Source organism: Streptomyces sp. 71268, from assembly GCF_029392895.1.
GTDB lineage: Bacteria > Actinomycetota > Actinomycetes > Streptomycetales > Streptomycetaceae > Streptomyces.
Window position 1 is genome coordinate 1,492,937 of record NZ_CP114200.1, and the last position, 14,345, is coordinate 1,507,281.

Below are 14,345 nucleotides of genomic sequence, written 5' to 3' on the forward strand. Positions count from 1 at the left end.
GAAGAATGAAAGGAGGCCAGAGAACTGCACCTCGGCGCTCGCGTTTTAGCTGAGCTCGTTCTCGATGAAATCGAAGAGATCGTCGTCGGACGCCTCGTCAAGCCGCTGCGTAATACTCTCGGCGTTCTTCGCTCCGCCCTCGTCGCCATTCAGCCTGGCGAGGAGTACTTGGAGTCGAGCCGCGATGGCCGTTCGCCCGGCATCGTCCGGTTCCGCCGTGGAAAGTGATGCCTCTAGTTTTTCCAGATCCGCGATCAGCGGAGAGACGGATGCCCCTTCGTCGGGCAGTACGCCTTCTCGTACGTGCTCTGCCAGAGCCTTTGCGTTGGGGTAGTCGAATACCAGCGTGGTGGGCAGTCGCAATCCGGTGTCCGCGTTCAGCCGGTTACGGAACTCCACCGCGGTGAGCGAGTCGAATCCCAGTTCCTTGAAGGCTCGGTCGGATTCCACGCCTTCCATACCGGCGAATCCGAGAACCGCCGCCGCGTGACCGCGTACCAGGTCGAGCACGGCGCGTTGCCGCTCGCCCGGAGCCAGTGCGAGGAGCCTTTCCCGCAGTGCCGATCCGCCCTCGGCGTGGCTCTCCTCGGCGGCACGGGCCTGCTCCAGGGCCGACACGACCTCGGGCAGGTCACCGAGCAACGGGCTGGGCCGCTCCAACGTGAACAACGGCGCGAACCGCCCCCAGTCCACATCAGCGACCGTCAGCACACCCTCATCACCCGCGACCGCCCCACGCAACGCCGCGAGAGCCAGCTCGGGCGCCATCGCGGACAGACCACGGCGGGCCAGCTGGTCGCCACTGTCACCGGCCGCCATGCCGCCTTCCGCCCACGGCCCCCAGGCCACAGCCGTACCAGCAAGACCCCGACCCCGACGGTCCTCCACCAACGCGTCCAGGTAGGCGTTGGCCGCACCGTAAGCAGCCTGACCACCGCTGCCCCACACACCCGCGATCGAGGAGAACACCACGAACGCGTCCACCTCACGATCACCCAACAACGCGTCCAGATGTTCGGCACCGGCCGCCTTGCCGGAGATCACAGCGGCAGCATCCGCCAACCCCATGCCCGCAAGTTCGGCTGCCTGTTCCACACCTGCCGCGTGGAAGACGGCCCGCAACGGGAACTCCTCCGGAACCACCGCCAACACCCCAGCCAACGCATCCCGATCAGACACATCACACGCCGCCACGGTCACCCGGGCACCCAGGGCCTCAAGCTCCTCACGCAGCTCGCGCGCACCCGGCGCCTCAAGACCACGACGACTGGTCAACACCAGATGCTCAGCACCGTTGCCCACCAGCCAACGAGCCACCCGGCCACCCAACGCACCCGTACCACCAGTCACCAACACCGTGCCACGCACCCGCCACGGCGATACCTCGGCAACAGGCGCCGCCGACCGAGCCAGACGACGTACGAACACACCAGAACCACGCACCGCGACCTGGTCCTCGCCGCCCTCACCCGACAGCACGCCCACCAGCCGCGCGACCGCACGCTCGTCCAACACCTCGGGCAGATCGACCAGACCACCCCACAGCCCCGAGTGCTCCAACCCCACCACCCGACCCAGACCCCACACCTGCGACTGCACAGCACTCGCCAACCGATCCGAACGCCCCACCGACACCGCACCCCGCGACACACACCACAACAAACCCCCAGCACCCACCTCCACCAACGCCTGAACCAACACCAACGTGGAGGCAAAACCAGCAGACAACCCCGGATACCCCGGGCACGACCCCTCATCCAGAGCGAGCAGCGAGACCACACCGCTCAGATCCGGAGCGGAAAGCAGGGCTTCACGCAACCGCCCGCTCAACACGCCGGGCTCGAGGTCCCCCTCGTCCACCACCAGCGAGACCACACCCGCGCCATGCCGCTCAAGCCCCGAAACAATCCCCGCTACCGCATCGTCCTCAACACGCGACCCCGGGACCACCACCAGCCACGTGCCCGACAACGAACCACCCACCGCATCCCCAACCGGCTTCCACGACACCCGATAACGCCAACCATCGATCGTGGATTGCTCGCGGTTGCTCCGGTGATACGCGGACAGCGCGGGCATGACCGTGCTCAGCGGCGCGTCGCGATCGACGTCGAGAGCCTCGGCGAGCGCTTCGAGATCCTCGCGCTCGACCGCTTCCCAGAACCGCGCGTCCACCGAATCCGCGGCCGTCGAACCGGAATCGCGGCCGACGCCGGACGCGGACACCTCAGGCCAGAACCGTTCACGCTGAAACGCGTACGTGGGCAGTTCCACCTTGCCGGCACCGTGTCCGGCGAATACCGACTCCCAGCCCACCGTGGCACCGTGCGTGTGCAGTTCGGCAAGCGCCGCCATCAAAGACCCTGCTTCGGGTCGCTCCTTACGCAACACCGGGACCAGAACCGCCACCGAGGACTCCTCGGCTTTCGCCGCGAGGCATTCCTGGGCCATGGCGGTGAGCACACCGTCCGGACCGACTTCCAAGAACCTTGTCACGCCCAACGCCTCAAGCGAACGAACCCCATCCGCGAACCGAACCGCCTCACGCACATGCCGGACCCAATAGTCCGGAGAACACGCCTCCCCCTCCGAGGCCAGCCTGCCAGTCACGTTGGAGACCAGCGCCACGGTCGGTGACGCAAAAGGGATCTCACGGACTACTTGGCCGAACTCGTCCAACATACTGTCCATGAGGTAAGAGTGAAACGCATGTGAGACCCGCAATCCCCTAGTCTTTTTCCCCATCGCCGTCCAGCTGTCCGCCACCTCCTGGACCGCTTGCGTACGTCCGGCGATCACCACGGCCGTCGGTCCGTTGACCGCCGCGATGCTCACCTCGTGCTCGCGGCCGGCGAGTGATCCGGCGATCTCCTCCTCGGACGCCTGGATGGCGACCATCGCGCCGCCCTCCGGCAGGGCCTGCATCAACCGGCCACGCGCGGCGACCAGCGTGCACGCGTCCTGGAGCGAGAAGACCCCGGCCACATGCGCGGCGGCGATCTCGCCGATGGAGTGGCCCATCACCACGTCCGGGGTCACGTCCCAGTGCTCAAGCAGCCGGAACAGCGCCACCTCGATGGCGAAGAGCGCGGGCTGCGTGAACGCCGTACGGTCCAGCAGCTCGGCATCCGCGCTGCCTTCCGCCGCGAACACCACGTCCTTCAGCGGACGGTCAAGGAGTACGTCCAGATACGCGCACACCTCGTCCAAGGCACGGGCGAACACCGGGAAGGCGTCGTACAGCTCCCGCCCCATGCCCAGACGCTGCGCACCCTGACCGGAGAACAGGAACGCCGTCTTACCGCCCGACACCGCCTGCCCCTGGACCACACCGGAAGCGATTCCGCCCCCGGCCACGGCCTCGAGACCACGCAGCAGGGTTGCCCGGTCCTCGCCGAGCAGCACGGCGCGGTGCTCGAACACCGACCTGGCCGCCAGCGAATGCCCCACGTCCAGCACACCGAGGTCGCCCCGGGCCGCCACATGCGCGGCGAGCCGCCCGGCCTGTGCCCGCAACGCCTCCCGGCTCTTGGCCGAGAGCAGCCACGGCACCACCGCCGACGAGTCATCGGTCGCGGAAGCGGAGGCCGGGGTGGAAGCAGGAGCCACTGTGTCCGAAGCCGGGGACTGCCCGGCCTCCGGTGCCTGCTCGATGATGGTGTGGGCGTTGGTCCCGCTGAGCCCGAACGAGGAGATGCCCGCCCGGCGCGGACGGCCGGTCTCCGGCCACGCGGTGGCCTCCGTCAGCAACCGCACCTCACCCGCCGACCAATCCACCTGGCTCGACGGCTCATCCACATGCAGGACCTTCGGCAACACACCCTCGCGCATCGCCATGACCATCTTGATGATGCCCGCGACACCGGCCGCGGCCTGTGTGTGACCGATGTTCGACTTGATGGCCCCCAACCACAGCGGCCGCTCCTCGGGACGCCCCTGACCGTAGGTGGCCAACAACGCCTGCGCCTCAATCGGGTCACCCAACGTCGTACCCGTACCGTGCGCCTCCACCGCATCCACCTCGGCCGCCGACAGACGGGCACTCGCCAGCGCCTGCCGGATCACCCGCTGCTGCGACGGACCGTTCGGCGCCGTCAGACCATTGCTGGCACCGTCCTGGTTGACCGCCGAACCACGCACGACCGCCAGCACCGGATGGCCGTTCTTCCGCGCATCGGACAGCCGCTCCACGAGCAGCAGACCCACACCCTCGGACCAACCCGTACCGTCCGCCGCCTCCGCGAACGGCTTGCACCGGCCATCGACCGCCAGCCCACGCTGCCGGCTGAACTCCACGAAGGCACCCGGTGTCGACATCACCGACACACCACCGGCAAGGGCCAGGTCGCACTCGCCCTGGCGCAGCGCCTGTATGGCCATGTGGAGGGCGACCAGCGACGACGAACACGCCGTGTCCACCGTCACCGCGGGCCCTTCGAGACCGAAGGTGTAGGAGATACGGCCCGACACCACGCTGGCCGCACTGCCCGTGCCCAGGTGGCCTTCGAGGTCACCCTGGGAGTCCACCCACAGTCCGGCGTAGTCCTGGCCGTTCGTCCCGACGAACACACCCGCCCGGGCGCCTCTCAGCGACTCGGGGGCGATACCGGCGCGCTCGAACGCCTCCCACGAGGTCTCAAGGAGCAGCCGCTGCTGCGGGTCCATGGCAAGGGCCTCACGCGGCGAGATCCCGAAGAACCTGGCGTCGAATCGCGGGGCGTCGTAGAGGAAGCCGCCCTCGCGGGCGTAGGACGTGCCGAGCCGCTCGGGGTCGGGGTCGTACAGCGCGTCGAGGTCCCAACCGCGGTCGGTGGGGAATGCGGAGATGGCGTCGGTGCCCTCGGCCACCAGTCGCCACAGGTCCTCCGGCGTGTGGACGTCTCCGGGGAAGTGGCAGCTCATCGCGACGATCGCGATCGGGTCGTCGTCCACGGCCGCCGCGTTCGGCTGGGTCGTGTCGAGGGCCGGCCGGGCCGTGCCGAACGCCTCGGCGTCCAGGTAGTCGGCCAGTTCGGCGGCCGTCGGGTAGTCGAAGACGAGCGTCGCCGGCAGGCGCAGGCCGGTCGCGAGGTCCAGCCGGTTGCGCAGCTCGACCGCCGTGAGGGAGTCGAACCCGAGGTCACGGAAGGCGCGGCCGGGTTCGATCGAGTCCGCCGAGGTGTGGCCGAGCACCGAGGCCGCGTGGCCACGGACCAGCTCCAGCACGGCTTCGTTGCGTTCGGCCGCCGACAGCCCGGCGAGCTTCCCGCCGAAGGTTGCCGCTGACGTGCCGGCGCCGTCGTCGTCCGTGGCCAGGTGCTCGTGCGCCTCGGGTATGTCGCTGACGAGGGTGCCGCCGTGCGCGGCTGCCAGCGCCGGGGCGAGCCGCTCCCAGTCGACGTCCGCGACGACGAGCGACGCCTCGTCTTGGCCGACGGCCCAGCTCAGCGCGGAGACCGCCAGCGCCGGGGCCATCGCGGACACCGCGCCACCGCGCACCCGCTCCCCCGCGCGGCCGCTCGCGGCCATACCGGATTCGGCCCACGGCCCCCAGGCCACCGCCGTACCGGCCAGCCCGGCACCACGGCGCGCCACGGCCAGCGCGTCCAGATACGCGTTCGCCGCCGCGTAGGCACCCTGTCCGGTGCCGCCCACCACACCGGCGAACGACGAGAACAGCACGAACGCGTCCAGTTCCAGGTCGGCCGTCAGCTCGTGCAGCAGCCGCGCGCCCTCGACCTTCGCCCCCAGCACCCCGGCGAGCTGCTCGACGGTCAGCCCGTCCAGGACCCCGTCATCCAGCACGCCGGCCGCGTGCACCACACCGCGCAGCGGGAAGCGCTCGGGAATCCCCGCCAGCACCTCGACCAGCGCATCCCTGTCGGAGGCGTCGCAGGCCACCACCGACACGGCGGCGCCGAGCCCTTCCAGCTCCGCCCTCAGCTCAGCGGCGCCCTCCGCCGCGAGGCCGCGACGGCTGGTGAGCACCACGTGCTCGGCACCCTCACGCACCGCCCAGCGCGCCACATGCGCGCCCAGCGCACCCGTACCACCGGTGATCAGCACCGAGCCACTCGGCCGCCATGCCTGGCCACCCGTCGACGCCGTACGCACCAGCCGCCGGCCGAACACACCAGAGCCCCGGATCGCCGTCTCGTCCTCGCCGTCCCGCCCGGACAGCACACCGGCCAGCCGCGCCACGGCGCGCTCGTCCAGCGTCTCGGGCAGATCGACGAGCCCGCCCCAGACCTGCGGATGCTCCAGCGCAGCCACCCGGCCCAGGCCCCACACCTGCGCCTGCGCGGCGCTCGCGAGCCGGTCGGAACGCCCCACCGACACCGCGCCCCGCGAGGCACACCACAGCCGAAGGCCCACGTCCAACCCGGCCGCGGCCTGCACCAGCCGCAACGTCAGCGCGAGTCCGGTGGCGACCACCGGCTGCCCGGTCATCGGCTCCTCGTCCAACGCGAGCAACGACAGCACGTTCGCGTCGGGCTCGCCGCCGAGCGCACCGAGCAGCAACTCGGCGAGCCCGTCGCGGTCCGCGTCGCCCTCGACCGGTACCGGTACGACGCGCGCGCCGTGCTTCGCCAGCCCTTGCGTGATCGCGACGGTCGGCTCGCTGTCCGCGAGCCCGGCGGGCACCGCCAGCAGCCAGGTGCCCGACAGCGTCGCCGCCACCGCATCCGGCACCGGCTTCCAGGTGACCCGGTAGCGCCAGCCGTCGACCGTGGCCTGGTCGCGCCGCTGACGGCGGTACGAGGACAGCGCGGGCAGCAACTCGCCCAGCGAACCGCTCCCCTCGACGTCCAGCGCCTCCGCCAGCGCCTCCAGGTCCTCACGCTCCACCGCATCCCAGAACCGCGCGTCGACCGAGTCCACGGCGGAACCGCTCGAAGCCTGCGCACGGTCCTCCAGCCAGTAGCGCTGACGCTGGAAGGCGTACGTCGGCAGCTCCACCGTCCGCGCACCGCGCCCGGCGAAGACCTGCTCCCAGCCCACCTCGACACCGTGTACGTGGAGTTCGGCCAGCGCCGCCGTCAGCGCCTGAACCTCCGGGCGGTCCTTGCGCAGCACAGGTGCCACGATCGGCGCCGAACCCGCGTCCGCCCGCAGACAGTCGCGTGCCATGGCGGACAGCACACCGTCGGGGCCGACCTCGACGAAGCGGGTCACGCCCAGCTTCTCCAGCGCCCGCACCCCGTCCGCGAACCGTACGGCCTCGCGCACGTGACGCACCCAGTACTCCGCCGAGCACACATCGTCGGCGCCCGCCGCCTCACCCGTCACGTTCGACACCAGCGCGATCGACGGCGCCTGGAAGGACAGCCCCTCGACGACCTTGCGGAAGTCGCCGAGCATCGCGTCCATGCGGGGCGAGTGGAAGGCGTGGCTGACCCGCAGACGGCTGGTCTTGCGGCCCTGCTCCGACCACTGGCCGACGATCTCCAGTACGGCGGCCTCATCACCGGCGATCACCACGGCCGTCGGGCCATTGACGGCCGCGACGCTCACCTCGGCCTCACGACCGGCAAGCGACCCGACGACCTCCTCCTCGGACGCCTCGATGGCGACCATGGCGCCGCCTGCGGGCAGCGCCTGCATCAGCCGGCCACGTGCGGCGACCAGCGTGCACGCGTCCTCAAGCGAGAACACCCCGGCCACATGCGCGGCGGCGATCTCGCCGATGGAATGGCCGATCAGCACGTCTGGGGTGACGCCCCAGTGCTCAAGGAGCCGGAACAACGCCACCTCGACCGCGAAGAGCGCGGGCTGCGTGAACGCCGTCTGATCCAGCAGCTCGGCATCCGCACTGCCCTCCGCCGCGAACACCACATCCTTCAGCGGACGATCCAGCAGCACATCGAGATGCGCGCACACCTCGTCCAGCGCCTGGGCGAACACCGGGTACGTCTCGTACAACTCTCGGCCCATGCCGAGCCGCTGCGCACCCTGACCCGAGAACAGGAACGCCGTCACACCCGACGCGTTCGCGACACCCTCAACCGCTCCGGGGGTCACTTCGCCGGCCGCGACAGCCTCGACGCCGCGCAACAACTCCGCGCGGTTGGCACCCAGGATCACCGCGCGGTGTTCATGCACCGCGCGGGTCGCCACGAGCGAGTAACCCACATCCAGCGCGCCCAGCTCCGCACGCTCGACCAGATACGACCGGAGCCGCTCGGCCTGGGCGCGCAGAGCCTCCGCGCTCTTGGCGGACAGCGCCCAGGGCACGACACCGTGATCCTCGACCGGGGCCGCCGGGGCGGGCTGTGCGTCCTCCTCGACCGGCGGGGCCTGCTCGATGATGGTGTGGGCGTTGGTGCCACTCACGCCGAAGGCGGACACACCGGCCCGACGCGGACGCCCGGTCTCGGGCCACTCGGTGGCCTCGGTCAGCAGTCGCACCTCACCCGCCGACCAGTCCACCTGGCTCGACGGCTCATCCACGTGAAGGGTCTGCGGCAGCACGCCATGCCGCATCGCCATCACCATCTTGATGATGCCGCCCACCCCGGCCGCGGCCTGCGTGTGGCCGAGGTTCGACTTGAGCGAACCCAGCCACAGCGGACGGCCCTCCGGCCGCTCCTGGCCGTAGGTGGCCAGCAGTGCCTGCGCCTCGATCGGGTCACCCAACGTCGTACCCGTACCGTGCGCCTCGACCGCGTCCACCTCGGCCGCCGACACCCCGGCGTTGGCCAGAGCCTGACGGATCACCCGCTGCTGCGACGGGCCGTTCGGCGCGGTCAGACCGTTACTGGCACCGTCCTGGTTGACCGCCGAGCCGCGCACGATCGCCAGCACCTGGTGCCCGTTGCGCCGGGCGTCGGACAGCCGCTCCACCAGCAGCATGCCCACACCCTCGGACCAACCCGTACCATCCGCCGCGTCCGCGAACGGCTTGCAGCGACCGTCGGGGGCCAGCCCACGCTGGCGGCTGAACTCCACGAACGCTCCGGGTGTGGCCATCACCGTCACGCCACCGGCGAGCGCCATCTCGCACTCGCCCTGGCGCAGCGCCTGCGCGGCCTGGTGCAGGGCCACCAGCGACGACGAACACGCCGTGTCCACCGTCAACGCCGGCCCCTCAAGCCCCAGCGTGTACGAGATACGACCGGAGACGACCGAGGTCGCGTTGCCGGTCAGGATCTGCCCTTCCAACTCCCCGGCCGTGCCGTCGTGGCCGACTCCGTAGCCCGAGGTCGCGGCGCCGACGAACACGCCGATCTGGTGGCCGCGCACGGAGGTGGGAGCGATACCGGCGCGCTCGAACGCCTCCCAGGACGTCTCAAGCAGCAGCCGCTGCTGCGGGTCCATGGCGAGGGCCTCACGTGGCGAGATCCCGAAGAAGCCCGCGTCGAACTCGCCCCCGTCGTGCAGGAAGCCACCTTCACGGGCGTAGAACGTGCCCAGACGCTCGGGGTCCGGGTCGTACATCCCCTCTACGTCCCACCCACGGTTGGACGGGAAGTCGGAGATGGCGTCACCACCACCGGCCACCAGCCGCCACAAGTCCTCGGGGCTCCCCACACCGCCCGGGAAACGGCAGCTCATCCCGACGATCGCGATCGGGTCATCGTCAACCGATGCCGCCACCGCCGAAGGCAGCGCCACCGCATCCCGCGTACCCAACACCTCGGCACGCAGATGAGCGGCCAACACCGCAGAACTCGGGAAGTCGAAGACCAACGTGGCCGGCAACACCAACCCCGTCTCCGCGTTCAACCGGTTACGGAACTCCACCGCGGTCAGCGAGTCAAAACCCAGCTCCTTGAACGCCCGCCCCGGCTCAACCACCTCCGCACCCGCGAAACCAAGCACCGCGGCAGCCTGACCACGCACCAGGTCCAACAGAGCCCGATCAATCTCCGCCTCGGTCAGACCCGCCAGACGCTCCCGCAGTCCGGTCGACGCGTCGCCGGCCTGGCCGGACGCGCTCGCGGCGTCGAGTGCCCGCCGGACCTCGGGCAGGTCGCCGAGCAACGGGCTCGGCCGCTCCAACGTGAACAACGGCGCGAACCGCCCCCAGTCCACATCAGCGACCGTCACCACACCCTCATCACCCGCGACCGCCCCACGCAACGCCACAAGAGCCAAGTCGGGCGCCATCGCGGACAGACCACGACGAGCCAACTGGTCGCCACTGTCACCGGCCGCCATGCCACCTTCCGCCCACGGCCCCCACGCCACAGCCGTACCAGCAAGACCCCGACCCCGACGGTCCTCCACCAACGCATCCAGATAAGCGTTGGCAGCACCGTAAGCAGCCTGACCACCACTACCCCACACACCCGCGATCGAGGAGAACACCACGAACGCGTCCAACTCACGATCACCCAACAACGCGTCCAGGTTGACAGCACCGGCCACCTTGCCCGCCACCACCGACGCCGCGTCCGCCAACCCCACATCCACAAGCTCCGTCACCTGTTCCACACCAGCCGCGTGGAAGACGGCCCGCAACGGGAACTCCTCCGGAACCGCCGCCAACACCCCAGCCAACGCGTCCCGATCAGACACATCACACGCCGCCACGGTCACCCGGGCACCCAGACCCTCAAGCTCAGCCTTCAGCTCGGACGCACCCGGCGCCTCAAGACCACGACGACTGGTCAACACCAGATGCTCGGCACCGCTATCCACCAGCCAGCGGGCCACCCGACCACCCAACGCACCCGTACCACCGGTCACCAACACCGTGCCACCCACCCGCCACGGCGATACCTCAGCAACAGGCGCCGCCGACCGAGCCAGACGACGCACGAACACACCAGAACCACGCACCGCGACCTGGTCCTCACCGCCCTCACCGGACAGCACACCCACCAACCGCGCGACCGCACGCTCATCCAACACCTCTGGCAGATCCACCAGACCACCCCACAGCCCCGAGTGCTCCAACCCCACCACCCGCCCCAGACCCCACACCTGCGACTGCACAACACTCGCCAACCGATCCGAACGCCCCACCGACACCGCACCCCGCGACACACACCACAACAAACCCCCAGCACCCACCTCCACCAACGCCTGCACCAACGTCAACGTCGAAGCAAAACCAACAGACAGCCCCGGATACCCCGGGCACGACCCCTCATCCAGAGCGAGCAGCGACACCACACCACCCAACTCCGGCACAACCCCCAGAACCTCACGCAACCGTCCGCTCAACACACCGGGCTCAAGGTCCCCCTCATCCACCACCAGCGACACCACACCCGCACCATGCCGCTCAAGCCCCGAAACAACCCCCGCCACCAACTCATCCTCAACACGCGCCCCCGGGACCACCACCAGCCACGTCCCCGACAACGACCCACCGACCACATCCCCAACCGGCTTCCACGACACCCGATAACGCCAACCATCGATGGTCGACTGGTCACGGCTGCTGCGTCGGTACGCCGAGAGCGCGGGCAGAACCGCGCCCAGCGTCGCTTCGTCATCAAAGTCGAGCGTCTTGGCGAGCGCTTCGAGATCCTCGCGCTCCACGGCCTGCCAGAACCACGCGTCCACCTCGTCCCGGATGCCGGCGTCAACGCCGGATGATCCGTCGGCGGACTTCTCGATCCAGTAGCGCTGACGCTGGAACGGGTATGTCGGCAGGTCGACCCTGCGAGCCTGGAGACCGTCGAACGCCGGCCGCCAGTCGACAACGGAGCCGTGGACGTGCAGCCGAGCCAGCGCCGTGGTCAGGGCGACGGCCTCCGAGCGGTCCTTGCGCAGCACCGGCACGACCACGGGCGCCGAACCGGACTCGGCCCGCTCCGCCAGGCAGTCCTGTGCCATCGCCGAGAGCACACCGTCGGGGCCCACCTCAAGGAAGGTGGTCACGCCCTGCGCGTCGAGCGTCCGGACGCCGTCCGCGAACCGCACCGCCTCCCGGACGTGGCGCACCCAGTACTCCGGCGAGCACACTTCCGCGTCCGCCGGCTTGCCGGTGACGTTGGAGACGAGATCGATGGAGGGCGAGGCGAACGACAGGGCTCCCACGACGCGGCGGAAGTCGTCCAGCATCGCGTCCATGCGCGGCGAGTGGAAGGCGTGGCTGACCCGCAGGCGGCTGGTCTTGCGGCCCTGCTCCGACCACTGGCCGGCGATCTCCAACACCGCGGCCTCGTCGCCCGCGATCACGACGGCTGTCGGACCGTTGACCGCCGCGACGCTCACCTCGGCCTCACGACCGCCCAGCGACCCCGCGACCTCCTCCTCGGACGCCTCGATGGCGGCCATCGCGCCGCCCTCCGGCAGCGCCTGCATCAACCGACCACGCGCCGCGATCAGCGTGCACGCGTCCTCCAGGGAGAACACCCCCGCCACATGCGCGGCAGCGATCTCACCCACCGAGTGGCCCATCACCACATCCGGTGTCACACCCCAGTGCTCAAGCAGCCGGAACAACGCCACCTCGACCGCGAACAGCGCGGGCTGTGTGAACGCCGTCTGATCCAGCAGCTCGGCATCCGCGCTGCCCTCCGCCGCGAACACCACATCCTTCAGAGGACGGTCAAGGACGACGTCCAGATACGCGCACACCTCATCCAAGGCACGGGCGAACACCGGGGACGACTCGTACAACTCCCGGCCCATACCCAGGCGTTGCGCGCCCTGGCCCGAGAACAGGAACGCGAGGGTGTCATCGGTCCGTGCCACACCCTGGACGACCTGGGCCGCGTTCTCGCCGTTGGCCAGGGTCTCCAGAGCGCGGAGGAGGCCGTCACGATCCTCGGCGACCACGGCCGCGCGGTGCTCGAAAGTCGAACGGGTCGTGGCCAGGGAGAAGGCCACGTCGGTCGGCGACAACTCCGGATGCGCACTCATGTGGGCATGGAGTTGACTCGCCTGGGCGCTGAGCCCCTCGGCGCTCCTACCGGACACCAGCCACGGCAAGACGGCGGGCGGCTTCGCCACGTCGACCTGGGGCGCGGTCGCCTCCTGTCGCTCATCGAGGTCGGCCTCCGGTGCCTGCTCGATGATGGTGTGAGCGTTGGTTCCGCTGAGCCCGAACGAGGAGATGCCCGCCCGACGCGGACGGCCGGTCTCCGGCCACGCGGTGGCCTCCGTCAGCAACCGCACCTCACCCGCCGACCAATCCACCTGCCGCGACGGCTCATCCACATGCAGAACCTTCGGCAACACACCCTCACGCATCGCCATCACCATCTTGATGACGCCCGCGACACCAGCGGCGGCCTGCGTGTGCCCGATGTTCGACTTGATGGCCCCCAACCACAGCGGCCGCTCCCCAGGCCGCCCCTGACCGTAGGTGGCCAACAACGCCTGCGCCTCGATCGGGTCACCCAACGTCGTACCCGTACCGTGCGCCTCCACCGCATCCACATCAGCCGCCGACAGTCCCGCGCTGGCCAACGCCTGGCGGATTACCCGCTGCTGGGACGGACCGTTGGGAGCCGTGAGGCCGTTGGAAGCGCCGTCCTGGTTGACGGCTGAGCCGCGCACGACGGCCAGCACCGGGTGGCCGTTCTTCCGCGCATCGGACAGCCGCTCCACGAGCAGCAGGCCCACGCCCTCGGACCAACCCGTACCGTCCGCCGCCTCCGCGAACGGCTTGCAGCGGCCGTCGACCGCCAGGCCGCGCTGCCGGCTGAACTCGATGAACGAACCGGGCGACGACATGACCGACACGCCACCGGCCAAGGCAAGTTCACACTCGCCCTGGCGCAGCGCCTGTATGGCCATGTGGAGGGCGACCAGCGACGACGAACACGCCGTGTCCACGGTCACCGCGGGCCCTTCGAGACCGAAGGTGTAGGAGATACGGCCCGACACCACGCTGGCCGCGCTGCCCGTCAGATAGCCCTCAAGTTCGCCTCCCACCTCGTAGAGATGGGTCGCGTAGTCCAGGCCACTCGTGCCGACGAACACCCCGACCGGCCTGTTGCGCAGGGAGACGGGGTCGATACCGGTCCGCTCGAACGCCTCCCACGAGGCTTCCAGCAGCAGCCGCTGCTGCGGATCGGTCGCCAGCGCCTCGCGCGGAGACATCCCGAAGAACTGCGGGTCGAACTCGTCGGCGTCGTAGAGGAAGCCACCCTCACGGGTGTAACTCGTCCCCGGGTTGTCTGGGTCGGGGTGGTACAGCGTCTCGTTCTCCCAACCGCGATCGGTCGGGAACTCGGAGATGGCATCCACGCCATCCACGACGAGTTGCCAGAGCTGCTCGGGGGTGCGCACGCCCCCGGGGAAGCGACAGCTCATACCGACGATGGCGATGGGCTCTTTCGAGGCCGCGACCAGACGCTGGTTCTGTAGCTTGAGGCGGTCGTTTTCCCGGAGGGAGGCGCGCAGCGCTTCGACAACTTTTTCGGAGGACGTAGCCATCAGTAGCTCCACACTTCCAACAA

Annotated in this window: 1 protein-coding gene; it reads right to left on the bottom strand. The window is 69.8% G+C overall.

What is annotated here, in order from left to right; all coding sequences use genetic code 11:
- Positions 1 to 45 precede the first annotated feature (45 nt).
- Positions 46 to 14,322, bottom strand: a complete 14,277-nt coding sequence (locus OYE22_RS05470) for a type I polyketide synthase (protein ID WP_277319351.1) — start codon at positions 14,320 to 14,322, stop codon at positions 46 to 48.
- Between the last annotated feature and the right edge of the window lie 23 nt (positions 14,323 to 14,345).

What these genes read in the sequence shown, in the direction of transcription:
- OYE22_RS05470 (WP_277319351.1), bottom strand. Translation starts at nt 14,322, where the DNA reads ATGGCTACGTCCTCCGAAAAAGTTGTCGAAGCGCTGCGCGCCTCCCTC.